Raw genomic sequence first — 25,615 nt, 5'->3', positions numbered from 1 at the left:
CCTCAGAAAAGATAATTAGCCTGGACAGCCCTCCGGGGAGATGAAAGTATCAATCCACCAAGGCAATGAAAAACCAGAAAAATTGCACGATTTCCTCAGCCTCAAACGTTACTTCCGGGCCGTGGAGCTGTGCTTATTATCATTCACAGGCCGGATGTGATGAAAAAAAACACTACGCCAACACCGCACGATGCGACTTTCCGGCAATTTTTAACCCAGCCCGAAATTGCCCGCGATTTTATGGATATTCATCTCCCTGAAGAGCTGCGCGCTGTTTGTGATCTCAATACGTTAAAGCTGGAGTCAGGTTCTTTTGTCGAAGCGGATCTTCGTCAATATTTTAGCGATGTGCTTTACAGCCTGAAAACCGCAGGCGGTGAGGGTTATGTTCATGTGTTGATCGAGCATCAGTCTTCACCCGATAAACATATGGCGTTCAGGCTCCTGCGCTACGCGGTAGCGGCAATGCAGCGCCATCTCGAAGCTGGCCATAAAGCCTTGCCGCTGGTGATACCCGTACTGTTTTATATGGGGAGACGCAGGCCATATCCTTATTCCACCTGTTGGCTGGATGAATTTACCCATCCCGCGCTGGCCGGTAAATTGTACAGCACGCGCTTTCCGCTGGTTGATGTCACGGTAATATCGGATGACGAAATAGCGGGCCATCGCAGTATGGCTGCGCTGACGCTGTTACAAAAGCATATCCATCAGCGCGATCTCGCCGATCTGATGGACAGGCTTGTTCCTGTGCTGCTGTCAGGTTATCTTTCATCATCACAGGTCGTATCATTGGTACATTATATCATGCAGGCGGGGGAAACCCCGGCTGTCGAGGCTTTCATTCAGGAACTCGCCCTGCGGGTGCCGCAACATGGAGACGCGCTAATGACCATTGCACAGCAGCTTGAACAAAAAGGGATTCAGAAAGGCCTTGAGCAAGGTATTCAGAGAGGCCGCGATGAAGGGAAACGTGAAGTCGCGCGAACCATGCTACAGAATGGTCTCGATCTTTACACCATAATGAAAATGACAGGCCTGAGCGAGGAAGAACTGGCGCAGATTCAACACTGATTTCTGTGCAGTTGGTCGTTCAGGGCGGTTGTATTCCTGCCTTATTTAGCGCGTTCTCCTGTTTTTCAGTCAGTTTCCCTGACCGCGGCGCTTCTCAGTGACGCGTTATTGCCATCGTAGCTATAAAAAACGGCCACAGCACGTAGGCTGTGGCCGTTCTCAAAATGACGTAGCCATTACGGCCGCTTTATTTCAGAATTTCAATCCGGCGAGGTTTCGCTTCTTCAGGCACCAGACGCTCGAGATCGATGCTTAACAGACCATTTTCCAGACGCGCATCGCGTACGACGATATGGTCAGCCAGCTGGAACTTGCGCTCGAAATTACGCTCGGCGATGCCCTGGTAGAGATACTTACGTTCAGTCTGCTCTTCTGGGTGGGCACCGCGCACGATCAGCACGTTGTCGTGGGCAGTAATATCAAGTTCACTCTGGGCAAAGCCGGCCACCGCAATGGTAATGCGATAATGGTTTTCATCAACCAGTTCGACATTATAAGGAGGATAACCGCCATTGCTCTGATTTTGATTGGACTCAAGCAGGTTGAACAGGCGATCAAAACCGATAGCAGAGCGATAAAGTGGAGACAGATCAAAGTTACGCATAAAAATACTCCTGAATGTCAGCAAGTTTTGGCAACCTTCCACCATTGGACAGGTTGTGTCGTACCGCATTGCCCCTTACGGCGGCAACCTTAACGGCCTGCTATAAAAATGGGTGCGGACAACATCCTTTCAAGGGCCTGTGCGTAATTTTTTCGCCAAATCGGTGAAATGACATACACTCAGGGGTAGATTGCCGGACCAGAACGGACTTCACTATCAGGTGGGAAGGTACGCTGGCGAGCAAACTCAGCCAGGTGTGACCAGGACTGAAGGGATGACGATATGAAAATGATGAAAAGGTTACCGCTGGCTGGCGTTATGTGCTGCGCAGTCGTTTCAAGCGGCTGTTCGAGCGTGATGTCGCATACCGGAGCAAGCCAGGGCTATTATCCGGGCACGCGCGCCAGCGCGGATATTCTGACCGACAGTAACACCAGTTGGGCGCTTAAGCCGCTGGCCCTGGTTGACCTGCCGTTTTCTGCGGTCATGGATACGCTGTTATTGCCATGGGACTACTATCGCAGTGACAGCGACCAAAGCCTGGATTCTCCGCGCGCTCGGGTGCTGCAGAGCGAAAAGCTGGCGCACACTGAAGAAAATCTGGCGCATGCCCAGCCCATGCCCACTATGCAACCGCAACGGTAAACAACTGTCGCCAGCCCTCAATCTCACGCATGAAGGCAATCTGCTTCCCGTCTGGTGACCAGACGACCGCATCACCATACGGTGCTTCACTGCTTCGCACCGTTAAACGCTCACACTCGCCCGTTACCACATGGCAGCGCATAACGCTGTTGTCGCTGATAAAGGCAATGGCTTCGCCGCGAGGCTGCCAGCTAAACGCCGACTGAATACTGTGGGTAAGCCGGGTCACCTGATGTGGTTCGCCGCCATTGGGCGACACGACCCAGAGCTGGATGACCTGCTGGTTATCCGCCATCAAAAACGCAATTTTGCTGCCGTCTGGCGAGCTGCGCAACCAGTGACGAGGCTGTGATGCCAGGCCCCGGGTAGTCGTTATTCGACGTTGCCGGACGCCAGCGGGTGGAGCCGGTAAACGATCGCTGCTACCTTCCAGCGGGAAAAAGCCGGGTTTTGCGAAGTCTTCCAGCTTCTCTGGCAGATCGACCACGAACACCTCAGGGCACTTTTCGCCTGAAGCGGAAAGGGTATCGCCTGTAAAGGCGATGGCCCAGCGCTGCCAGCTACCGTCAGGTTTTTGATAGCCTTGGTTACCAATCCATCCCTCTTCATATGCCCGACTGATCTGATCGCTGCCCGGCTGCGGATTGACGTGGGTTTCACTGACCAACACACAAAAATGGCTACCGTCATATTCTCGTGGGTGCTGCTTTTCTGGCGTAACCGCCCGCAGGGGAACGGCGACGCCAACGTTACGCAGGTCGAGGCGCCGATCCCGTTCGTGCATCACATGATCGTTATAGGTGAAACTGAGACGTGTCCCATCCGGGCTAAAAACATGTACGTGGGAGCCGCCCCGCAAGGCTCCGGCAGTAAAGGGCGGAGTAATGTCACATGCATCCAGATTTTCTGCCTGACCCTTATCAACGATCACGCCACGGCGATGATGAAAATCGTACTGCCAGTTGTCATCGGGATGTTCAGGCCCATGAATACAAACGTAACGTGGGGGCAATGTCGGACTCACGGTGACAACCCCAACGTGCGCGCCATCCCTTGCCTGATATAACACCTCCACGTCGCCGGTGTTGACATTGACCCGCTCAATGGTCTGGCTGGTAAAAGAGGCACCGGAGGGCCGCACATCAAATGCCAGCCACTGGCTGTCGGCTGTCCAGACGTTGATGTTAGTCAACTGATGATGGCGTGATGCAAATGTGATCTGTTTTTCAGACATGACAAAATCCAGTGAGCGGTAATATTCAGACAAGTTACGCGCGTATTTACCGATGAAACGGCCGCGTCAGGTGCTTTCACTCGCCGTTTCATCCTGCGTCAAAAAAGAATTAAAGTACCCATTTTTCAATCGCGTGCGCGACGCCATCTTCCCTGTTGGTTTTGGTAATAAACTGGGCAATTTTCTTCACCGACTCAATTGCATTGCCCATCGCCACGCCAGTGCCCGCGTAGTCAATCATGGCCAGATCGTTTTCCTGATCGCCTATCGCCATGACGTCTTCCGCTTTCAGGCCCAGTTTTTCTGCCAGCATTTTTACGCCATAGCCTTTGTTCACCCTGCGATCGAGAATCTCCAGGTAATAAGGCGCACTTTTCAGGATGGTGTAAGTCTGATGCGCCTGCTCAGGCAGTTTTGCAATCGCCGCATCAAGCAGGCCGGGTTTATCAATCATCATCAGTTTCGGGAAACGCGTGGCGGGATCCATCTCTTCTACTGCGCGATAACGTACCGGAATACCGGTCAGGCTGGCTTCGTGAATAGTGAATTCGCTGATGTCTTTGTTTGGCGTATAGAGGTGGGATTTATCAAAGGCCTGAAAATGTACGCCCAGTTCTCGCGCCAGCTTCTCGACATACAAATAATCGTCAAAGCCCAGCGTCACATCCGCCACGACCTCGCCATCTTCGGCCTGATGAACCAGTGCGCCATTATTGCTGATGCAGTACTGTCCGTGAGCCTGCAGATCAAGCTCCTTCAGATAACGCTCAATGCCAACGAAAGGCCTGCCGGTCGCTAACACAATGGACACCCCTTTTTCCCGGGCGCGGTTCAGGGCGGTTTTTACCGCAGGTGTGATCTCATGCTGCGGATTAAGCAGCGTGCCGTCCATATCAATTGCGATCAGTTTTATAGCCATAGCATCCTCGTTGTGTCGGGTTTACTGCAATGCTAGCGCGATTCAGCTCACATTGACCAGTTTGTCGACGCTTTACAGCACGCGTAAACCATTATCGTGTTGCAGCGGGTTCTGCCCCGCGCAGGGCAGTCAGACGTATCGGGCAAAAAAAAACCCTTCCGGTGGGAAGGGTTTTGTCTGTCGCAGGGCGATTAGATATCAATATTTGCAGCTTTCAGCGCATTCTCTTCAATGAAGGCGCGGCGCGGTTCAACCGCGTCACCCATCAACGTGGTGAACAGCTGATCGGCGGCAATCGCATCTTTGATGGTCACGCGTAACATACGGCGGCTGTCCGGATCCATGGTGGTTTCCCACAGCTGCTCTGGGTTCATTTCGCCCAGACCTTTATATCGCTGCACTGACAGGCCGCGACGTGACTCTTTCTCCAGCCAGTCAATCGCCTGTTCAAAACTGCTGACAGGCTGACGGCGTTCGCCACGTTCGATATAGGCATCTTCTTCAAGCAGGCCGCGAAGCTTGCCGCCCAGTGCACAGATCTTGCGGTATTCGCCACCCTGCAGGAACTCGGCATCCAGAGGATAATCCGTGTCCACTCCATGTGTACGAACGCGTAAAACCGGCTCAAAGACATTCTGCTCACGGTTCTCACGCACCTGGGCCAGATAGGTACTGCCGTGCGCCTCGCGTGCAGTCAGGTAGCTAACCAGACCGTTAATCCAACTGGTCACCTGCGCTTCGTTGCTGATATCGCTCAGTGTGTCGTGATAAATCAGCGCACGCAGCATGGCCATCGGATAACGACGCTCCATGCGTTTGATCATCTTCTGAGTGCTGTTGAATTCAGCGACCAGTGTTTCCAGCGGTTCGCCGCCTAGCGCGGGTGCGCTGGCGGTGGTATGCAGCGAGGTACCGTCAAGGGCGATAGCAATCTGGTACTGCAGCATGGCTTCGTCATCCTTGATGTATTGCTCCTGCTTACCTTTTTTCACCTTATACAGCGGCGGCTGCGCGATATACACGTGACCACGCTCGATAATCTCTGGCATCTGACGATAGAAGAAGGTCAACAGCAGTGTACGAATGTGGGAGCCGTCGACGTCCGCATCGGTCATGATGATGATGCTGTGGTAACGCAGTTTATCCGGATTGTATTCATCGCGGCCGATGCCACAGCCCAGCGCGGTAATCAACGTGGCGACTTCCTGAGAAGCCAGCATCTTATCGAAACGCGCCTTCTCAACGTTCAGGATCTTACCTTTCAGCGGCAGAATGGCCTGATTCTTACGGTTGCGGCCTTGCTTGGCAGAACCGCCCGCAGAGTCACCCTCCACCAGGTAAATTTCTGACAGCGCCGGGTCGCGCTCCTGGCAGTCCGCCAGTTTGCCTGGCAGGCCAGCAAGATCCAGCGCGCCTTTACGGCGGGTCATCTCACGGGCACGGCGTGCGGCTTCACGAGCGCGTGCGGCGTCAATAATTTTGCCCACAACGATTTTTGCATCGCCCGGATTTTCCAGCAGATATTCAGCCAGCAGTTCATTCATTTGCTGCTCAACGGCCGATTTCACTTCTGAAGAAACCAGTTTGTCTTTGGTCTGTGAAGAGAATTTCGGGTCCGGCACTTTGACCGACACGACCGCAATCAGACCTTCACGGGCATCGTCACCGGTCGCGCTGACTTTGGCTTTTTTGCTGTAGCCTTCTTTATCCATGTAGGCATTCAGCGTACGCGTCATCGCGGCGCGGAAACCCGCAAGGTGTGTACCGCCGTCGCGCTGTGGAATATTGTTCGTGAAGCAGTAGATGTTCTCCTGGAAGCCGTCATTCCACTGCAGTGCGACTTCCACGCCAATGCCGTCTTTCTCGGTTGAGAAATAGAATACGGTTGGGTGAATAGGCGTTTTGTTTTTATTCAGGTACTCAACAAAGGCGCGGATACCACCTTCGTAGTGAAAGTGGTCGTTTCTTGCATCACGCTTGTCTTCCAGACGAATCGATACGCCAGAGTTCAGGAAGGACAGTTCGCGCAGGCGTTTCGCCAGAATGTCGTATTCGAAATCGGTAACGTTGGTGAAGGTGTCATGGCTTGGCCAGAAACGAATGCGGGTACCGGTTGCATCGGTATCTCCCGTAACCGCCAGCGGCGCTTCAGGTACGCCGTGCAGATAAATCTGCTGATGCACTTTGCCTTCACGACGAATGGTCAGTTCCAGTTTCTGGGACAGGGCGTTCACAACGGAAACACCTACGCCGTGCAGGCCGCCAGACACTTTATAGGAGTTGTCGTCAAACTTACCGCCAGCGTGCAGCACGGTCATGATAACTTCAGCCGCCGACACACCTTCTTCTTCGTGGATACCGGTAGGAATTCCGCGTCCGTCATCCTGAACGGAAACCGAATTATCGGCATGGATTGTCACGACAATATCTTTACAGTGACCGGCGAGCGCTTCGTCGATTGCGTTATCCACGACCTCGAATACCATGTGATGCAGACCGGTTCCGTCATCGGTATCGCCGATGTACATGCCCGGGCGTTTGCGTACCGCATCAAGCCCTTTCAGGACTTTGATACTTGAAGAGTCATAAGAATTCGACATCAACGTTTCTCGCTCATTTAATCTTTAGGTTGAACCGCTATTTTACCCTGTTCCACGCGGAACATCTTGCCCTTTTCGTCAGTCATGTCGATTACATGCTCTGACGAGATGGCGCTGACAAAAACCTGTGCCTGGGTTGCTTTAAGTCGTTCCGCCAGCAGGCGGCGACGGCTGTCATCCAGTTCAGAAGCAAAGTCATCAATGAGGTAAACACAGCGGCGTCCGCTCTGGCGGGTCAGGAACTCGCCCTGTGCCAGACGCAATGCGCACATCAGCAGTTTAAGCTGACCGCGTGAGAGTAAATCTTCCACCGGCGTGCCCTCGGCACGAATACGAAAATCCGCTTTGTGCGGGCCGCTGGCGGTATAAGTCAGGGCGCGATCGCGTTCGAAGTTGCGCTCAAGCAACTCGGCATAATCGCTTTCTTTGTCCCAGCCGCGCTGGAACGAAAAACGCAGATCAAATTCGGGCAGGAACTGTGCACAGGTGGTGACAATTTCGGCCGAGATGGCTGCGCTGTAGTCGGCGCGCCACTGGCTGATTTGCTCCGCCAGCGGCACCAGTTCCTGATCCCAGGGACGAATCTGGCTGTAGCGCGTTACCTGGCGCAACGCCGCATTGCGTTGCTTAAGCAGGCGTCGCAGATTGCTCCAGGCATTAAAAAAACCGGGTGTGTTATGAAAGCAGCCCCAGTCGACATAGGCTCTACGATATTTGGGACCGCCGTTGAGTAAGGTAAAACCTTCCGGGGTGATCAACTGCATTGGCAGCAACTGTGCCAGCTCAGCGACTTTGTGGCCATCGCTGCCATCAATACGCACTTTGCTTTCGCCAGCGCGATTTTTACTGAGCCCGACCGAAAACTCACGTTCCTGGCCTTCCAGCCTGCCGTGCAGCACAAATGCAGCCTGATCGTGGCGAATTACCCGGCCGGCCTGCAAACTGCGGAAAGCACGGCCGTGACCCAGTGTGTAAATCGCCTCCAGCACGCTGGTTTTACCGCTACCATTCGCCCCTACCAGAAAGTTAAATCCTGGCGCTAACGCTAAGTCGGCCTGTTCAATATTACGAAAATCTTTTATCAGCAGGCGGGTTAAAGCCATGAATCAATCCAGCGTGAAGGGCAAATGAGGTTTATCGAATCTCAGTGAGTAAGGACGTCAACGGCACCGCACCTTTTCGCACGGGCAGTGAGCCTGACGCATACAGCGTACGTGACAGGTGCACTGCCCGAATAAAGCCCGTGTGCTACAGACGCATCGGCATGACGACATAGGCCGCTGCCGGACTCACCACATCTTCAATCTGCACGCTCGAAACGGAATCCGTCAGCAGCAGGCGGACATTCTCGCACTTAAGTGCATTCAGCACATCCAGTACGTAACTGACGTTGAAGCCGATTTCCAGCTCGCTGCCGGTATAGCTGACATCCAGCATCTCTTCCGCTTCTTCCTGCTCAGGATTATTAGCGGTAATTTTTAGCTGATTTTCGGTGATATGGAGACGAACACCGCGGAATTTCTCATTAGAGAGGATCGCCGCACGGGCAAAAGCCTGCTTGAGCAGATCGCAGCCTGCTTCCAGCGCTTTATCCGGATTTTTTGGCAGCACCCGACGATAATCCGGGAAGCGACCATCCACCAGCTTAGAAGTAAAAATATAGTCGCCAACGTGCGCGCGGATGTTGCTGCTGCCAATCTGCACCTGAAGCGGTGTATCACCGCCGTCCAGCAGGCGTAACAGCTCGATAACCCCTTTACGCGGCACAATGACTGAATGGCTGGGAAGCGCCTGGCCAATGGGCATGGAGCAGACCGCCAGACGGTGACCGTCGGTGGCGACCGTACGCAGCTCTTCGCCTTCCGTCTCAAACATCATGCCGTTCAGGTAGTAGCGTACGTCCTGATGGGCCATAGAGAACTGCGTGGCTTCGATCAGGCGTTTTAGCGTGGCCTGAGGCAGGGTGAATTCCACCTCGTTCTGCCAGTCATCCAGATTTGGGAAGTCGCTGGCGGGCAGGGTAGAGAGCGAAAAACGGCTACGGCCGGAACGCACTAACATGCGCTCGCCTTCCAGCGTCACGTTTATCTCCGCCCCTTCCGGCAGGCCACGGCAAATATCCAGGAATTTGCGTGCCGGAACGGTCGTCGCACCCGTCTCGTGCGGCTGGGTTAAGGCAACCCGTGCAACCATTTCCATTTCCAAATCGGTGCCGGTCAGTAACAACGATCCTTCATTAACCTGCATCAGCAGATTGCCGAGGATAGGCAACGTCGGGCGACCGCCTAGCGGACCGCTGACTTGCTGCAGCGGCTTTAGCAACTGTTCACGTTCAACAATAAATTTCATAGCGTCACGAAGATAATGTTCTGATGAGATTTGAGAAATCTTCTTTGATGTCGTGGCTTTCTTCACGCAGTTGCTCAATCTTACGGCAAGCGTGAAGTACCGTGGTATGGTCGCGACCACCAAAAGCGTCGCCGATCTCCGGCAAACTGTGGTTAGTCAGCTCTTTAGCCATCGCCATCGCCATTTGACGCGGACGCGCTACCGAGCGCGAGCGGCGCTTAGAAAGCAGGTCAGCGACTTTAATTTTGTAGTACTCAGCAACGGTCTTCTGAATATTATCAATAGTGACCAGCTTCTCCTGCAGGGCCAGCAGATCCCGCAGTGCTTCACGAACGAAGTCGATGGTAATTGCCCGGCCGGTAAAGTTGGCGTTGGCAATAACCCTGTTCAATGCCCCTTCCAGCTCACGGACGTTAGAGCGTAAACGCTTGGCAATAAAGAAAGCCACTTCGCCCGGCAGGCGGATATCGTTTTCATCCGCCTTTTTCATCAGGATCGCAACGCGTGTTTCCAGTTCCGGCGGCTCGATCGCCACCGTTAAGCCCCAGCCAAATCGCGACTTCAGACGATCTTCAACACCGTTGATCTCTTTTGGATAACGATCCGAGGTCAGGATGATCTGCTGATTGCCTTCTAACAGCGCATTAAAGGTGTGGAAAAACTCTTCCTGAGAACGCTCTTTGTTGGCAAAGAACTGAATGTCATCGATCAGCAGGGCGTCAACCGAACGGTAATAGCGCTTAAACTCTTCGATAGCATTATTTTGCAGCGCTTTAACCATGTCCTGCACAAAGCGCTCAGAGTGCATATAAACCACTTTGGCATTGGGTTTACGCGCAATAATGCCGTTGCCGACTGCATGCAACAGGTGGGTTTTCCCCAGGCCCGTACCGCCATAAAGAAACAGTGGGTTGTAGGCGCCGCCAGGGTTATCAGCCACCTGACGTGCCGCCGCGCGTGCCAGCTGGTTCGATTTACCTTCAACAAAGTTATCGAAGTTATGACGATTATTAACGTTAGAGCGATAAGTGACATCCGCAGGCGCAGGGACGTTGTCCCAGCTTGGGCGGACAATTTGTGCCGGTGCCGGACGGTTTTGAACCGGTGCAGCCGGCGCGCTGACGCTGGCCATCGCTGGCTGACTGACCGCTGCGGCTTGTTGAACCGGGCGCGTGCCCACCTCAAAACGCAACAGAGGTACATTCGCACCGCAGAACTCATTCAGTAGTGCATTGATGCTGTTGAGGTATTTATCCCGAACCCAGTCGAGTACGAAGCGGTTAGGAGCATATAAGGCAAGCGTATTGTCGTTTAATTCAGCCTGAAGTGGACGGATCCACATGCTGAATTCGGTGGCAGGAAGCTCATCCTGCAAACGGGCAAGACACTGTTGCCAAAGCGTAAGTGACACGGCGGACTCCACTCGTACAAATTCGATAAGAAAAGTAGGTGCTAATCTAAGAAACGTTCATTTTGACACAGACGAAAGAAAGCGCCTGCGACCGCTATCAGCGGTTTTCCATCCTGCAATCATTAGAGGATCGTCAGAGGAAGGGCGGATCATAGCGCAAAGCGCGACAGAGATCTTCCCTTTCTACACAGTTTTTATCCTTTTTATCCACAGGACATGAACGCGAAGGAAAGTCTACGCCTGTGGCAGAAAAAACCACCTGGGATCGCGCTGAATGATTCAATTTTTCGGACGATCTCTCGTTTTTGTCTGCGCCTGCGGCAGGTCGATCGCAATAAGATCCTGCGCGATCCTTGCGCTTTAACGCAGACCCCGTATAATTCTTCCCCCGGCGTTGTCGCGTAAAGCTCAATGCCCGGACTCAGCGGGCTGTATCCGGGTTATCTGGTACCGCGACAAGCGAAGTAAATTGACTCGGGACTGTACAATTATTACAATCCCGCCTCTTTATTAAAGACACATTGAGGCGTCGGTCTGTTTTTTGGTCCGGAAACGCGTCACCCAGTGAAAATTTTCAAGTTTAGGTAGAAATCGCCATGAAACGCACTTTTCAACCGTCCGTACTGAAGCGCAACCGTTCACACGGCTTCCGTGCTCGTATGGCTACTAAAAATGGTCGTCAGGTTCTGGCACGTCGTCGTGCTAAAGGCCGCGCTCGTCTGACCGTTTCTAAGTAATAAAGCTAACCCTGATGGGTAAGCTCGCATTTCCCAGGGAGTTACGTTTGTTAACTCCCACTCATTTCACTTTCGTCTTTCAGCAGCCACAACGGGCTGGCACGCCGCAAATTACTATTCTCGGCCGCCTTAACGCGCTGGGGTATCCCCGCATCGGTCTGACCGTCGCGAAAAAACATGTGAAACGCGCTCACGAACGCAACCGGATCAAGCGATTGACCCGCGAAAGCTTTCGCCTGCGTCAACATGAATTGCCGTCGATGGACTTTGTGGTGGTTGCGAAGAAGGGTGTTGCCGATCTCGATAACCGTATGTTGGCGGAAGCGTTGGAGAAATTATGGCGTCGTCACTGTCGCCTGGCGCGCGGTTCCTGATCGTCCTGATACGCGTCTATCAACGCGGCATCAGTCCATTACTGGGGCCACACTGTCGGTTTCATCCGACCTGCTCTCAATACGGAATTGAGGCCTTGCGCAGGTTTGGGTTGATAAAAGGCAGTTGGTTGACTTTAAAACGCGTATTAAAATGCCACCCTTTGAACCCGGGTGGTGACGATCCTGTGCCGCCAAAAACCTTTGATACCAGAGAACATTAACGATGGATTCGCAACGCAATCTCTTTCTCATCGCTTTTCTGTTCGTGTCTTTCATGATCTGGCAAGCCTGGCAGACGGACCATGCTCCGAAGCCTTTGCAGACCCAGACCACGCAGAACACAAACAGTGCAGCCGGTGATGCTGCAGGCCAGGGTGTACCGGCCAGCGGCCAGGGTAAAACGATCACCGTTAAGACTGATGTCCTGTCATTAACGATCAACACCCGCGGTGGCGATGTTGACCAGGCTCAACTGCTGACTTACCCGGATAAGTTGGGTTCTGACAAGCCGTTTGAGCTGCTGGAAACCACACCGTCGTTTGTTTACCAGGCGCAAAGTGGTTTAACCGGGCGTAATGGTCCGGACAACCCGAATAATGGTGCGCGTCCGCTGTATAACACGACTCAGGATCACTTCGAACTGGCTGAGGGTCAGAGCGAACTGCGTGTTCCGATGACGTTCACCGCTGAAAACGGCGTTGTTTACACCAAGACATTCGTGTTCAAGCGTGGCGACTATGCGGTTAACGTTGACTACAACATTAACAATACCAGCCAGCAGCCGCTGGAATTGTCGATGTTTGGTCAGTTAAAACAGACGATCGATTTGCCTAAGCACCGTGATACCGGCAGCAACAACTTTGCGTTGCACACCTTCCGCGGAACGGCTTACTCCACCAGCGAATCGAAATACGAAAAGATTAAGTTCGATACCATCGCCGATAACGAAAACCTCAATACCACCACCAGCAATGGCTGGGTGGCAATGTTGCAGCAGTATTTCGCGACCGCATGGGTACCGCGCACGCAGGGGACAAACACGCTTTATACCAGCAATCTGGGTAATGGCGTTGCTGCAATCGGCTATAAATCTGCGCCGGTAACCGTCGCACCAGGTGCGCAACAAACGCTGGATGCCACGCTGTGGGTAGGGCCGGAAATCCAGGACAAGATGGCCGCGATTGCGCCTCACCTTGACCTGACGGTTGACTACGGTTGGTTATGGTTCATCTCTCAGCCACTGTTTAAACTGTTGAAGTTCATTCACAGCTTTATCGGTAACTGGGGCTTCTCCATCATCATTATCACGTTCATCGTGCGTGGCATCATGTACCCGCTGACAAAAGCGCAGTACACCTCGATGGCGAAAATGCGCATGCTGCAGCCGAAGATTCAGGCGATGCGTGAGCGTTTAGGTGACGATAAGCAGAAGCAGAGCCAGGAGATGATGGCGCTGTATAAGGCAGAAAAAGTGAATCCGCTGGGTGGCTGCTTGCCGCTTGTCATTCAGATGCCTATCTTCCTTGCCCTGTACTACATGCTGTCTGGCTCGGTAGAACTGCGTCATGCGCCGTTTATATTGTGGATCCACGATCTGTCAGCACAGGATCCGTACTATATCCTGCCGATTCTGATGGGTATCACCATGTTCTTCATTCAGAAGATGTCACCGACCACCGTGACCGATCCGATGCAGCAGAAGATCATGACGTACATGCCTGTGATTTTCACCGTGTTCTTCCTGTGGTTCCCGTCAGGTCTGGTGCTGTACTACATCGTCAGTAACCTGGTAACCATTCTCCAGCAGCAGCTGATTTATCGCGGCCTGGAAAAACGTGGCTTACACAGTCGCGACAAGAAGAAAGCGTAAGACCGTCGCGGGAGGTTTCCCGCGATAAATACGGTTATGCTCAGGCGGTCAAAGCGACCGCCTTTGTTTTTTGTAGTGAGAGAGAATTTATGAGCCATAGCGATACCATTGTTGCGCAGGCAACCCCGCCCGGACGGGGCGGCGTTGGCATTTTGCGCATTTCCGGTCCGCGAGCCGCAGAGGTTGCCCAGCAGATACTGGGTAAACTGCCCAAACCGCGTTACGCCGACTATTTATCGTTTAACGATAGTGACGGTAGCGTGCTGGATCAGGGAATCGCGCTATGGTTTCCCGGCCCTCACTCTTTTACCGGCGAAGACGTGCTGGAGTTACAGGGCCACGGCGGCCCGGTGATTCTGGATCTGCTGCTGAAACGTATTGTGGCGCTGCCTGGCCTGCGCATTGCCCAACCGGGCGAATTCTCTGAGCGTGCTTTCCTTAACGATAAACTCGATTTAGCCCAGGCAGAAGCGATTGCCGACCTGATTGATGCCAGCTCAGAACAGGCGGCACGCTCGGCGGTCAACTCGCTGCAGGGAGCCTTCTCTGTTCGCATTAATCATCTTGTAGAAGCCCTGACGCACCTGCGTATCTATGTTGAGGCGGCCATTGATTTCCCCGATGAGGAGATCGATTTTCTGTCTGACGGCAAAATCGAAGGGCAGTTGAATACGGTCATCAGCGATCTTGATGCCGTGCGTGCCGAAGCCAAACAGGGCAGCCTGTTGCGCGAAGGCATGAAGGTGGTGATTGCCGGCCGCCCCAACGCAGGAAAATCCAGCCTGCTGAATGCGCTTGCCGGTCGTGAGGCGGCCATCGTGACGGATATTGCCGGCACAACGCGCGACGTGCTGCGTGAGCATATTCATATTGACGGTATGCCGTTGCATATCATTGATACCGCAGGGTTGCGTGAGGCCAGCGATGAAGTGGAACGTATTGGTATTGAACGCGCCTGGCATGAAATCGAACAGGCCGACAGGGTGCTGTTTATGGTGGACGGCACAACGACGGACGCAACCGAGCCCGCGGAGATCTGGCCGGATTTTGTCGCGCGTCTCCCGCCTCAGTTGCCGATTACCGTCGTACGCAATAAGGCGGACATCACCGGTGAAACACGGGGACTGACCAACGCGAATGGCCACGCGCTCATCAGGCTGTCAGCCCGAACCAGCGAAGGCCTGGATACACTGCGTGACCATCTGAAACAGACCATGGGCTTTGCCGATAATATGGAAGGCGGTTTCCTGGCTCGTCGCCGCCATTTGCAGGCACTGGAGCTTGCCGCTACGCATCTTGAACAGGGCAAATCCCAACTGTTGGGTGCCTGGGCTGGCGAGTTGCTGGCAGAAGAACTGCGTCTTGCGCAGCAGGCGCTTAGCGAAATCACTGGTGAATTTACGTCAGACGATTTGCTGGGGCGAATTTTCTCCAGTTTCTGTATCGGCAAATAACACAGCACATGGCCCGTAATCGGCCCGGTAAAACGAAGCCGCCGCCGTTTACGGGCCAACGCGTCATGTGTTGCTTATTGGTTGTTGTGGCGTAGATTATTGTAGAGTTGGATGTTATGACGCCGTGTTTTCAGCTGGACGTCGACAAGCACATCACGCAATGAGACGGGCTGAAACGCATCCAAAAACGTGAACTCACCGTATAGGTTGAATACTGGATGTTTTCCCTGGAGAGTTATATGACTACATCGCTTGATAATGCCGCGCTAGACACCCTTTTTTACCACGCCCGCACCCATAATCACTGGCAGCAAAAACCCGTCGAACAGGCCCTGCTGGAACAGCTCTACCAGCTCGTTGCCCTGGCCCCAACTTCAGCAAATTGCTCCCCGGGACGCTTCGTTTTTGTCACCTCCGCCGAGGGGAAAGAAAAGCTGAAACCGGCGCTGGCGTCCGGCAATCTTGAGAAAACCATGAGCGCACCGGTCACCGTTATTATTGCCTGGGACAGCGAGTTTTATCAGCATCTGACGATGCTGTTTCAACATGCCGATGCGCGTAACTGGTTTACTAACACGCCAGATTTAGTCAAAGAGACGGCGTTTCGCAACAGTAGCTTACAGGCAGGCTATCTAATTCTTGCAGCCCGAGCGCTGGGGCTGGATGCGGGACCCATGTCGGGCTTCGATCCGCTAAAAGTTAACGATGCCTTTTTTGCCGATACCACCTGGCAGGCGAATCTGTTAATTAATCTGGGCTATGGCATCCCGGATAAACTTCCTCCCCGTCTGCCCCGCTTGAGTCTTGAGCAAGCCTGCCAGTTCGTCTGATATCCCAGCGCGTTACGACTTTTTCGTAACGCCCGTTTCTGCTGGTGACTTCTGCCTGTAGTGAGGGCTCCAGCCTGCTGCTTTTCTGAAAAAAGGGCAAGCTGTATGCGGTAGCCTGGGAAAGCGCTTATAATGGGATTGATGATTATTTGACCATTTTCATGGAGAGACAGATGGCGGGTCATTTTGTTCGTTGGACAGGCAATCCCGGGCAGTTGGTGGCTGATAGCGCCATCCCGCAGGACATCATCGACAGCGCGCAGCATCTTGCGGATAAACGTCGAGGGCGATTTCTGGCGGCCCGTATCCTGCTGGCACAGCTCATGCAGCGTATTTACGGCCTTCATCGTCTTCCGCCTATCGTTAAGCGTCATAACGGCCGCCCGGCCTTTGCGGATCGCGATCTTCCTGACTTCAATATTGCCTACGCGGGGAATACCGTGGGCGTCCTGCTGGCTGAAGAGCGCAGTCAGGTCGGCCTGGATATGGATATCGTGCGGGCACACAGTCGTCAGACGCAGGCGCTGATGGTACAGGGGTTAAGTTCAGGAGAAATCGCCTGGATCAATGCTCAACAAGATGTGCCTGAGGCCGTGACGCAGATCTGGACGCTGCGCCACAGCGTAATGAAACTGCAGGGCGCAGGTGAAGAAGGGCTGCGTTCGCTACAGCTATTGCCCGGCGCCGGGCGCCTGCGTACAACGCTGCCCACCGACCTGCAGATTCTGTGCGATGCGGAGCCCACGCTGGTGTGGTCCTGTGCTTTATCACCCCATGTGCGGCGCCTTTACTTATGGGAAATCACCGGCGGCGGCCAGTGGTCTGCACTGCGTGATATCGCGTTAGATAAGCCGGATGACGGGACAAAAATGATGCGTCTGACGACGCTGCATGGACGCGCGCTGGCCTCATACTGACCCAGTAACAGGCCGCCAGCGCACGACTTCCCAGGGCGCTCAGTGTGCGTCGATAAACGCGATTTTAAGCACAAACAGTAACGCGACAATCACCACGCAGGGGCTGATTTCACGCCAGCGCCCGGTGCCAAGTTTCATGACACAGTAAGCAATAAAGCCCAGCGCGATGCCTTCCGTAATGGAGAAGCTAAACGGCATCATCGCGGCCGTAACAAAAGCGGGAACGGCCTCCGTCAGATCGTCCCATTTAACCCGCGACAGGCTGGCGGTCATCAGCACGCCAACGTAGATCAGCGCGCCCGCTGCGGCATAGGCCGGAACCATGGCTGCCAGCGGTGATAAAAATGTGACCAGCAGGAACAGAAGGCCGGTGACGACCGCCATCAGTCCGGTACGACCACCAACGGCGACGCCAGACGTACTTTCAATATAGGCCGTAACGGAAGAGGTCCCTGCCAGCGCGCCAGTAACGGAACTGATGCTGTCGACATAGAGCGCCTGTTTCATCCGTGGGAAAGTCCCTTTTTCATCGACCAGGCCGGCTTTATCGGTGACGCCAATCAGCGTACCTGATGAGTCAAACAGATTGACCAGCATAAAAGAGAAGATGATGCCGGCCATGCCAATATTGAACGCGCCTTTGATATCGACCTGACCGACCACAGAGGTGATGGACGGAGGCGCAGAGAACAGACCCACAAACTTCACGTCGCCCAGCATCCAGCCAATCGCCGTGGTGACGATCATCGAAATCAGCACGGCGGCGTGAATATTGCGTGACGCCAGAATGGCGATAATAAAGAAACCCAGAGCACCCAGCAGCACGTTATGCGAGCTGAGGTTGCCCACAGTGACCAGCGTATCCGGGTTGGCCACAATAATGCCGGCGTTTTTCAGGCCCATCATGGCAATGAACAGGCCAATACCGGCGGTAATGCCCACGCGCAGGCTAAGTGGAATATTGGCGATCATCCAGTAGCGAATACGCAGCAGCGTCAGGATAAGCAACCCCAGCGCGCCCCAAAAGATGGCGCCCATACCGACCTGCCACGAGTAACCCATAGCACCCACGACGACGAAGGCAAAAAAGGCATTGAGGCCCATTGCCGGTGCCAGTGCGACCGGAAGATTGGCGAACAGGCCCATCAGGATGCTGCCGAATGCGGCAATAAGACAGGTCGTTACGAACACCGCCTGGGCGTTCATCCCTGCCACACCCAAAATTTGTGGGTTTACAAAAACGATGTATACCATGGTTAAAAACGTGGTAACGCCAGCAATGATCTCGGTACGAACCGTTGTACCGTGTTCCTGCAATTTAAATACGCGCTGAAAAAGGCTTTGTTTGTTCATGCCGTTTATCCGGAAGAAAATTTCACCGGCGCGTATCCTGGCGATTTTGCCCGGGCAATACAATGATTTTTCGCAACCGATTGCCATTATCACAACGCGTCAGGCTTAGGGTAGAGTGTAGGGGCACCCAACTAAAAGGATGGAGTCAGATGTCAGCAGAATGCGTCTTTTTCGATTGTGATGGTACCCTGGTAGACAGCGAAGTGCTTTGTACACGCGCTTACGTCACCACCTTTGCCCGTTACGGTATTACGCTCTCCCTGCAGGAGATGTTCGAAAAGTACAAAGGGGTGAAACTGTATGACATCATCCGTGACGTTAGCGAGTCGCATGGGGTCAGATTACCGCTGGACGAACTTGAACCCGCCTACCGGAGTGAAGTTGCCCGACTTTTCGATCTGGAGTTGAAGCCGATAGCCGGGGCGAAAGCGTTGGTGGCGCAGATGAACGTCCCGGTGTGCGTGGTATCCAACGGTACGGTCAAGAAGATGCAGCACTCGCTGGGATTAACCGGCATGCTGGACTACTTTGCCGAGCGCCTTTACAGCGGTTACGACATTGGTCACTGGAAACCCGAGCCTGAGCTGATGTTTCACGCCGCAGAGCAAATGCGAGTGCCTGTTGAGCGTTGTATTTTAGTGGATGATTCTGAAGCGGGCGCGCGGGCCGGAATCGCCGCTGGCATGCCAGTGTTCTACTACTGTGCCGACGCGCACAACCCGGAACTGGATCACCCGCTGGTCACGGTGTTTACGGATATGGCGGCGCTGCCTGAACTGTGGCGTGCGCGGGGCTGGAACCTGACAACCTAGCCTCAGGTTACCCAGTGGCGCCTGTCCAGCCGACTGAGCAGCATCGCCAGAAGCAGGCTGCCTGCCAGGGTGACCATAAAGACGGCGGGCAGATCCAACCAGGGACGCGTCATATCGTCATAGTGATTTGTACGGATGAAATGGATAAACAGCGCGTGAAAACCGTAGATGGGCAGCGAGTAGCGCGAAATCGTCGCCAGGCCAGGCAGGGTGCGTTGATTAAAGGCATTTTTGAACACCAGCAGGGCGCTGATGGCCGCAATAAACACCAGCGGTCCACAATAGAGATACCAGGTATCGTTAAATGCGCCGTTGACGATTAATGCCCGTTTAGTGCCCAACATAATACCGGTCACGCAGGCCAGGAAGGCCAAGACCGCCAGCGCAGTTACGCCGCGCCTGTCTGTTTCCATAGTGCCGATAGCACGCCCTAACAGCGCGTAGAGCAGGTAATAAATACTGTCTCCGCTCAGATAGAGGTTGATCGGTAACCAGTGAAACCGCCCCCATGACTGATCCATGGTATTGGGATTAGCCAGCACCGCCACAACCAGCACCAGCACCGCCACATAGCGGGGGCGCACGCTTTTGACCTGAATTAAGGGCGATAGCAGGTAAATGCCGATCAGCGCGAAGAAAAACCACAGATGATAAAACACCGGTTTCTGTAGCATTTTCAATATTGAACGGCCTTCACCGATGGGCGTTAGCAGGCTGATATAGACCAGCGCGACGGCGCTGTAAAACAGCAGGCATCCGACGAGTCGCCATAGATGACGGGGTTGTGCGCTGCGTTCGCCAAAGAACAGGTAGCCGGAAATCATAAAAAACAGCGGCACACAGATGCGTGACGTTGAGTTGAGCAGGTTGGCGATGTCCCACCAGTGACCTTTTATCGCCATCGGCCCGGCCAGATACCAGGTGGTGGTATGGATGACGATGACCATCAGGCAGGCAACTGCCCGCAAATTATCTATCCAGTAAATCTTTTGCGACATGGTTTCCTCTGGCGCAGTGCGTCCCGGTGCAAAGCGTAGCCAGTCGCGTTGCAGTCAACAAGCGCGCCGACAGGGTTTCAGAACCCTCTGTGCGCAAGATCGCATGAAAAAAGCCAAACGGCACAGGTTAATTTTGCCGTTCAGCATCGCTGTGGCGCTGAACGTCATCCTAAAATCCACTCTCCAGGCTGCGCGGCAGGATTTCCGGCTGCACATCGCGCGGTCAAAGGGTATACTGTCGCACTCTTTTTTTATCTAGCCGAACCGCGTGCGAACTCATCATGCAAAAGTTTGATACCAAGACCTTTCAGGGCCTGATCCTGACATTGCAGGATTACTGGGCGCGCCAGGGCTGCACCATTGTTCAACCACTGGACATGGAAGTGGGCGCTGGTACTTCACACCCAATGACCTGCCTGCGCGCACTTGGCCCGGAGCCGATTGCCGCCGCCTATGTGCAGCCGTCCCGCCGTCCTACCGACGGCCGCTACGGCGAAAACCCGAACCGCTTACAGCACTATTACCAGTTTCAGGTGATCATCAAGCCATCGCCGGACAACATTCAGGAGCTGTACCTTGGGTCGCTGAAAGAGCTGGGTATGGATCCCACGGTGCACGATATTCGCTTTGTCGAAGATAACTGGGAAAACCCTACGCTGGGTGCCTGGGGACTCGGCTGGGAAGTGTGGCTTAACGGCATGGAAGTGACGCAGTTTACCTATTTTCAGCAGGTAGGTGGCCTGGAGTGCAAACCGGTAACCGGTGAGATCACCTACGGTCTTGAGCGCCTCGCGATGTACATCCAGGGCGTTGACAGCGTTTACGATCTGGTCTGGAGCGACGGTCCGTTAGGTAAAACAACCTACGGCGACGTGTTCCACCAGAACGAAGTCGAGCAGTCTACCTACAACTTTGAATACGCCGACGTGGATTTTCTCTTCACCTGTTTTGAGCAGTATGAGAAAGAAGCGCAGCAGCTGCTGGCGTTGGAAAAACCTCTTCCGCTGCCTGCTTACGAGCGCATTCTGAAAGCCGCACACAGCTTTAACCTGCTGGACGCGCGTAAAGCGATCTCGGTGACGGAGCGTCAGCGCTACATTCTGCGTATCCGCACCCTGACTAAAGCCGTGGCTGAAGCCTATTACGCTTCTCGCGAAGCGCTGGGCTTCCCGATGTGCAATAACAAAAAGTAAGAGGCAGCCATGACTGACAAAACGTTCCTGGTGGAAATCGGCACCGAAGAGCTGCCACCGAAAGCATTACGCAGCCTGGCGGAAGCCTTTGCTGCTCAGGTGACTGCCGAGCTGGATGCGGCTAATCTGAACCATGGCGAGGTAAGCTGGTTTGCTGCCCCGCGCCGTCTGGCGTTGAAAATCGCCAGCCTGAGTGCCTCCCAGCCCGATCGTGAAGTAGAAAAGCGTGGGCCTGCGGTCGCGGCGGCCTTCGATGCAGAAGGCAATGCCACTAAAGCAGCGGAAGGCTGGGCACGCGGTAACGGTATTACGGTTGAGCAGGCTGAACGCCTGAGCACCGACAAAGGCGAATGGCTGGTTTATCGTGCCCAGGTTAAAGGTGAGGCTGCTCAGGCATTGCTGCCAGGAATGGTTGCCACTGCTCTGAGTAAACTGCCAGTACCTAAACTGATGCGCTGGGGCGACAGCGACGTGCAGTTTGTGCGTCCGGTGCATACCGTCACCCTGCTGCTGGGCGATGAACTGATTCCCGCCACGATCCTTGGCATTAAGTCAGATCGCGTTATTCGTGGTCACCGCTTCATGGGCGAAAGTGAGATCACGCTGGAGAACGCCGATCAGTATCCGGATGTGCTTGAAAAGCGCGGTCAGGTCATTGCTGACTATCAGGTTCGCAAGGCCATGATTAAAGCCGATGCAGAAGCCGCGGCGCGTCGTTTAGGTGGGGTCGCTGACCTCAGCGACAGCCTGCTGGAAGAGGTGACGTCGCTGGTGGAATGGCCGGTCGTATTGACCGCCACCTTTGAGGAAAAATTCCTTAAGGTGCCGTCTGAAGCGCTGGTTTACACCATGAAAGGCGATCAGAAGTACTTCCCGGTTTATGATGCGGAAGGCAACCTGCTACCAAACTTCATTTTTGTGACCAACATTGAGTCCAGCGATCCGCAGCAGATCATTTCCGGTAATGAGAAGGTTGTACGCCCGCGTCTGGCGGATGCCGAATTCTTTTTTGATACCGACCGCAAAAAGCGCCTTGAAGATCACCTGCCGCGCCTCGAAACCGTGCTGTTCCAGAAAGAGCTGGGTTCGCTGCGTGACAAAACCGATCGTATTCAGGCCCTTGCCGGTTGGGTCGCAGCGCAGATTGGTGCTGATGTGAATCACGCCACGCGCGCGGGCCTGCTGTCCAAATGCGACCTGATGACCAATATGGTGTTTGAGTTCACCGACACGCAAGGCGTGATGGGCATGCACTATGCGCGTCATGACGGCGAAGCCGAAGATGTTGCGGTGGCGCTGAACGAGCAGTACCAGCCGCGTTTCGCAGGGGACGATTTGCCGTCCAGCCCGGTTGCCTGTGCGCTGGCGATTGCCGATAAAATGGACACGCTGGCCGGGATTTTTGGTATTGGTCAGCATCCAAAGGGCGATAAAGATCCCTTTGCACTGCGTCGTGCCGCGCTGGGCGTGCTGCGCATTATCGTAGAAAAAAATCTGCCACTCGATCTGCAAACGCTGACCGAAGAAGCCGTGCGCCTGTATGGCAGCAAGCTGAGCAATGCCAATGCGGTTAATGACGTCATCGACTTTATGTTGGGTCGCTTCCGCAGCTGGTATCAGGAAGAAGGCCACAGCATTGATACGCTGCAGGCGGTACTGGCACGTCGTCCAACCCGTCCGGCCGACTTTGATGCCCGCATGAAGGCGGTCTCACACTTCCGCACGCTGGATGAGGCTGCCGCGCTGGCCGCTGCCAATAAGCGCGTCTCTAACATTCTGGCTAAATCGACCGAACCGCTGAATGACAGCGTGCAGGCGTCGTTGTTAAAAGAGAATGAAGAGATTCAGCTGGCCACCTTCGTGACCGCTCTGAGCAGTAAACTGCAGCCTTACTTTGCAGAAGGTCGCTATCAGGATGCGTTAATTGAGCTGGCGCAGCTGCGCGAAGCCGTAGACAACTTCTTCGATAAAGTGATGGTTAATGCGGAAGACGAGGCGGTGCGGATTAACCGTCTGACGCTGCTGTCGAAACTGCGCGAACTGTTCCTGCAGGTCGCTGATATTTCGCTACTGCAGTAACCGGCCTCGACGACGTTGAAAAGGGACGAGAAATCGTCCCTTTTTTATTCTGTGTGTCCCGTCTTGAATAATCGAGGTACGTTGCCCATCGACAGGGCGATATGTGAAATCTCATCTGTAGAGCATGTTTATATTCAGGCGCTGCAGCCGGTTACCGGCACAGGCGGCGCTATCCGCGAGTCTATCTCAAGCCGCCAGGCATCGTGGCGGCACAGCCCGAATGCCCGCTTTAAAATGTCCAGGTAACGCCTGAAGAAAGCGTCCAGTAATACTGTTGATCCGTCATCGGACTGTCGCGAAGTGCGCCAGTCAGGAAGGTGACTTTGGGCTGAAGATAAATATGCAACGGCGTAACCGGGTGCCAGTCAAACGCCAAAGCAAGCCACGGCGTAATGCCCTGATGACGCCAGGAAGGTAAACCGCTGCGCTCGGATTCCTGAGCGTTCACGCCGTAGTAATAGCTTGCCTGCTGCTTATTCAGCCAGTCCACCCCAACCTGCGGATAAACGTCCAACTGCATGAACGACACCTGGCCCGCCCATGCGACCGTTCCCAGTAATCCCCGGCTTTCATTCAGCGTATCCGCAGAGAGTTCCGTTCTGAAAGCACCGACGGGGGTTATCTTTTGATAGCTGATGCCGCCCATCATGGTGCTGTGGCGGATGTCTAGCTGTCGAAGCGCCGGGTCAGATGACTGGCCGGGATCGAATTCGTTATCCAGATACCACCAGCGCGCCTTTAGCTGTGTGGTGTCATCTTTGATCAAATAGGCGCCGACTTCGGTGCCGTCAATATAGACATGGTTGTTGTCATATCCTACATAAGGCAGACCTGAAAACTGCGTTTTGTACTGGCGATAAGGCGTAAAGTTCGCCTCGCCCTGGGCGCCCAGCGTCAGCCCCTCAGCCCAGGCCTGTGTGATATTACCGACCAGGAGGCAGCACAAGGCCATTCTGAAGTGTGATCGCATGATAGTGATTTGTCCGGTTTTCGTCTGTCTGAGGCAGTGGGCTGCCAGGTCTCACAGCCCATGACGAGGCCGGAGCGTAAATAAAAAAACTGAGCGTGGTAATGAACTGCCTTTTACCCTGGCTTACGGCCCGCGCGCGCCGGGCCGCTTCAGGACAGGGCCTGAGCGAAAGATATAGCGGACTCGCTGCAGCAATGCAAGGCGCGGCGATGCTTATTCTTACCGGGTTCATCCCCTGATTACCGCTACCTTCTCTGACTACTGGGACGTAACATCAATCAATCGTCAATCGGTCCTGAATTCCGTCAATGTTATCCCTTTATTTATTGTGGGAATAAGGTGTTTTTGTTAAGGTCCCGTTCCGCCAGATAACCGTTAATTTCGCAGGTTTACCGCGATCTAATGATGTTTTTCCCGTGAGTGGCAAGGCTTAAAAAGAAAATATCTGGCGCAAACAGGCTGTTTCATTTCGGATGAGACAGGGCTGAATAATACTGAACTCACAGCCCTGTCTTGAAAGGATAAGGCTGTCTGTATCAGAGAATTAACAGGGTGCGATGCGCCACCTGTTTTTTATTATCAGGACTGTTGTATGAACAAGGTGATTATTTCCGCTATTTTCTGTGCGCTGCTGAGTGGTGCGGTGCCCGCAGTGGCAAGTCAAACGCTGTCTGTAGGCTATGCGCAGAGTAAAGTTGAAGATTTTAAAAATATGCCCGGTATGAATCTGCAATATCGTTATGAGTGGGACTCGCCGGTTAGCGTAGTGGCCTCTTTCACCACTCTGGAGAACAGTGAGGACAGCAACAGTTCTTTTTTTCAGCGCCATACGTCCGATCACGTAAGCGCAAAATATTATTCTTTACTGGCGGGGCCGGCATATCGTCTGAATCAGCGGGTCAGTGTTTATGCGCTGGCCGGCTTTTCCCATGCCGCGATGAGCCGCCAGTATCACGGCTATGATTCTCAGGGAATGCCTCAGGACATCCAGTTTTCGGAGACGACCAATGCGTTGGCTTACGGGGCCGGTATTATCATTAACCCGGTTGATTATCTGTCTGTAACCCTGGGTTACGAAGGTTCCCGCACCCGGGTTGAAGGAGAGCAACGCGCTGTTAACGGCGTTAATCTGGGGGTGGGTTACCGTTTCTGATTGCACGTTTATGCAGATTTGCTCTGCATCCTTCGCGGC

At 53.9% G+C, this 25,615-nt stretch carries 23 protein-coding genes; 13 read left to right on the top strand and 10 right to left on the bottom strand.

Translation table 11 applies throughout. The features are described 5' to 3' along the window. Nucleotides 1-159 precede the first annotated feature (159 nt). Nucleotides 160-1,074 carry an Rpn family recombination-promoting nuclease/putative transposase gene (locus tag DFO57_RS17735; RefSeq protein WP_014604702.1) on the top strand — a complete coding sequence of 305 codons (915 nt, stop codon included), beginning with the start codon at nucleotides 160-162 and terminating at the stop codon, nucleotides 1,072-1,074. Between the two features lie 187 nt (nucleotides 1,075-1,261). Here the strand turns inward: DFO57_RS17735 and ibpA are convergent, their stop codons facing one another. Beyond that, on the bottom strand, nucleotides 1,262-1,678 hold the full coding sequence (gene ibpA / locus DFO57_RS17730) for a small heat shock chaperone IbpA (protein WP_014332924.1): 417 nt from the start codon (nucleotides 1,676-1,678) through the stop codon (nucleotides 1,262-1,264). A gap of 282 nt (nucleotides 1,679-1,960) precedes the next feature. Between ibpA and DFO57_RS17725 the strand changes: the two genes are divergently transcribed. Beyond that, a complete protein-coding gene (locus DFO57_RS17725) occupies nucleotides 1,961-2,323 on the top strand; it encodes a YceK/YidQ family lipoprotein (protein WP_013023991.1) in 363 nt (120 codons plus the stop codon). On the opposite strand, the gene DFO57_RS17720 is transcribed toward DFO57_RS17725, so the two are convergent. From DFO57_RS17720 to dnaA, 6 genes are all read right to left on the bottom strand, one after another. Then, nucleotides 2,304-3,557 (bottom strand): DUF3748 domain-containing protein, encoded by a 1,254-nt coding sequence (locus DFO57_RS17720; protein WP_110015555.1) that lies wholly within the window; start codon nucleotides 3,555-3,557, stop codon nucleotides 2,304-2,306. The genes DFO57_RS17725 and DFO57_RS17720 overlap by 20 nt on opposite strands. Before the next feature lie 109 nt (nucleotides 3,558-3,666). Beyond that, the gene (gene yidA / locus DFO57_RS17715) at nucleotides 3,667-4,476 is read right to left on the bottom strand and encodes a sugar-phosphatase (RefSeq protein ID WP_013023994.1); all 810 of its coding nucleotides are present in this window, start codon (nucleotides 4,474-4,476) and stop codon (nucleotides 3,667-3,669) included. A gap of 191 nt (nucleotides 4,477-4,667) precedes the next feature. Then, nucleotides 4,668-7,076: a DNA topoisomerase (ATP-hydrolyzing) subunit B gene (gyrB, locus tag DFO57_RS17710; RefSeq protein ID WP_014332922.1), complete on the bottom strand. Its 2,409-nt coding sequence runs from the start codon at nucleotides 7,074-7,076 to the stop codon at nucleotides 4,668-4,670. Nucleotides 7,077-7,093: 17 nt separating this feature from the next. Beyond that, nucleotides 7,094-8,179 carry a DNA replication/repair protein RecF gene (gene recF, locus DFO57_RS17705; RefSeq protein ID WP_013023996.1) on the bottom strand — a complete coding sequence of 362 codons (1,086 nt, stop codon included), beginning with the start codon at nucleotides 8,177-8,179 and terminating at the stop codon, nucleotides 7,094-7,096. Nucleotides 8,180-8,324: 145 nt separating this feature from the next. Continuing rightward, nucleotides 8,325-9,425, bottom strand: a complete 1,101-nt coding sequence (gene dnaN, locus DFO57_RS17700) for a DNA polymerase III subunit beta (RefSeq protein WP_014332920.1) — start codon at nucleotides 9,423-9,425, stop codon at nucleotides 8,325-8,327. A gap of 4 nt (nucleotides 9,426-9,429) precedes the next feature. Then, entirely contained in the window at nucleotides 9,430-10,836 is a 1,407-nt protein-coding gene (gene dnaA / locus DFO57_RS17695; RefSeq protein WP_014332919.1) for a chromosomal replication initiator protein DnaA, read from the bottom strand. Between the two features lie 596 nt (nucleotides 10,837-11,432). Here dnaA and rpmH point away from each other — a divergent pair. The 7 genes from rpmH to DFO57_RS17655 all read left to right on the top strand — a co-directional run bounded on the left by rpmH (nucleotide 11,433) and on the right by DFO57_RS17655 (nucleotide 17,018). Further along, a complete protein-coding gene (gene rpmH / locus DFO57_RS17685) occupies nucleotides 11,433-11,573 on the top strand; it encodes a 50S ribosomal protein L34 (protein WP_000831330.1) in 141 nt (46 codons plus the stop codon). Between the two features lie 14 nt (nucleotides 11,574-11,587). Beyond that, a complete protein-coding gene (rnpA, locus tag DFO57_RS17680; protein WP_013023999.1) occupies nucleotides 11,588-11,947 on the top strand; it encodes a ribonuclease P protein component in 360 nt (119 codons plus the stop codon). Further along, on the top strand, nucleotides 11,911-12,168 hold the full coding sequence (yidD, locus tag DFO57_RS17675; RefSeq protein ID WP_014607035.1) for a membrane protein insertion efficiency factor YidD: 258 nt from the start codon (nucleotides 11,911-11,913) through the stop codon (nucleotides 12,166-12,168). The genes rnpA and yidD overlap by 37 nt, the downstream gene beginning before the upstream one ends. A gap of 2 nt (nucleotides 12,169-12,170) precedes the next feature. Beyond that, on the top strand, nucleotides 12,171-13,817 hold the full coding sequence (yidC, locus tag DFO57_RS17670) for a membrane protein insertase YidC (protein WP_110015554.1): 1,647 nt from the start codon (nucleotides 12,171-12,173) through the stop codon (nucleotides 13,815-13,817). An 89-nt stretch (nucleotides 13,818-13,906) separates the two neighbouring features. Further along, nucleotides 13,907-15,271 (top strand): tRNA uridine-5-carboxymethylaminomethyl(34) synthesis GTPase MnmE, encoded by a 1,365-nt coding sequence (gene mnmE, locus DFO57_RS17665; protein WP_028716117.1) that lies wholly within the window; start codon nucleotides 13,907-13,909, stop codon nucleotides 15,269-15,271. 239 nt (nucleotides 15,272-15,510) lie between these two features. Further along, nucleotides 15,511-16,101: a malonic semialdehyde reductase gene (locus DFO57_RS17660; protein WP_014607034.1), complete on the top strand. Its 591-nt coding sequence runs from the start codon at nucleotides 15,511-15,513 to the stop codon at nucleotides 16,099-16,101. 173 nt (nucleotides 16,102-16,274) lie between these two features. Next, on the top strand, nucleotides 16,275-17,018 hold the full coding sequence (locus DFO57_RS17655; protein ID WP_015701322.1) for a 4'-phosphopantetheinyl transferase superfamily protein: 744 nt from the start codon (nucleotides 16,275-16,277) through the stop codon (nucleotides 17,016-17,018). 39 nt (nucleotides 17,019-17,057) lie between these two features. Here the strand turns inward: DFO57_RS17655 and DFO57_RS17650 are convergent, their stop codons facing one another. After that, complete coding sequence (locus DFO57_RS17650; RefSeq protein ID WP_110015553.1) at nucleotides 17,058-18,371, bottom strand: NCS2 family permease; 1,314 nt, start codon at nucleotides 18,369-18,371, stop codon at nucleotides 17,058-17,060. Nucleotides 18,372-18,520: 149 nt separating this feature from the next. Between DFO57_RS17650 and yieH the strand changes: the two genes are divergently transcribed. Continuing rightward, nucleotides 18,521-19,183, top strand: coding sequence for a 6-phosphogluconate phosphatase (gene yieH, locus DFO57_RS17645; protein ID WP_014607031.1), 663 nt, complete (start codon nucleotides 18,521-18,523; stop codon nucleotides 19,181-19,183). A 2-nt stretch (nucleotides 19,184-19,185) separates the two neighbouring features. Here yieH and DFO57_RS17640 read toward each other — a convergent pair whose 3' ends face one another. After that, entirely contained in the window at nucleotides 19,186-20,181 is a 996-nt protein-coding gene (locus tag DFO57_RS17640; RefSeq protein ID WP_014594971.1) for an acyltransferase, read from the bottom strand. Between the two features lie 281 nt (nucleotides 20,182-20,462). On the opposite strand from DFO57_RS17640, the gene glyQ reads away from it, so the two are divergent. After that, the gene (gene glyQ, locus DFO57_RS17635) at nucleotides 20,463-21,374 is read left to right on the top strand and encodes a glycine--tRNA ligase subunit alpha (protein WP_013024007.1); all 912 of its coding nucleotides are present in this window, start codon (nucleotides 20,463-20,465) and stop codon (nucleotides 21,372-21,374) included. 9 nt (nucleotides 21,375-21,383) lie between these two features. Then, complete coding sequence (gene glyS, locus DFO57_RS17630) at nucleotides 21,384-23,453, top strand: glycine--tRNA ligase subunit beta (protein ID WP_014607029.1); 2,070 nt, start codon at nucleotides 21,384-21,386, stop codon at nucleotides 23,451-23,453. 229 nt (nucleotides 23,454-23,682) lie between these two features. Here glyS and DFO57_RS17625 read toward each other — a convergent pair whose 3' ends face one another. After that, a complete protein-coding gene (locus tag DFO57_RS17625) occupies nucleotides 23,683-24,423 on the bottom strand; it encodes a MipA/OmpV family protein (protein ID WP_015701319.1) in 741 nt (246 codons plus the stop codon). A gap of 592 nt (nucleotides 24,424-25,015) precedes the next feature. Here DFO57_RS17625 and DFO57_RS17620 point away from each other — a divergent pair. Next, entirely contained in the window at nucleotides 25,016-25,576 is a 561-nt protein-coding gene (locus DFO57_RS17620; RefSeq protein ID WP_024472027.1) for an Ail/Lom family outer membrane beta-barrel protein, read from the top strand. Nucleotides 25,577-25,615: the final 39 nt, after the last annotated feature.

The sequence above is a fragment of the Pantoea sp. AG702 genome (genome assembly GCF_003182295.1).
Lineage (GTDB): Bacteria > Pseudomonadota > Gammaproteobacteria > Enterobacterales > Enterobacteriaceae > Pantoea > Pantoea ananatis.
The sequence above is the reverse complement of the archived record's forward strand: the minus strand, read 5'-3'. Positions and strand labels throughout refer to the sequence as shown.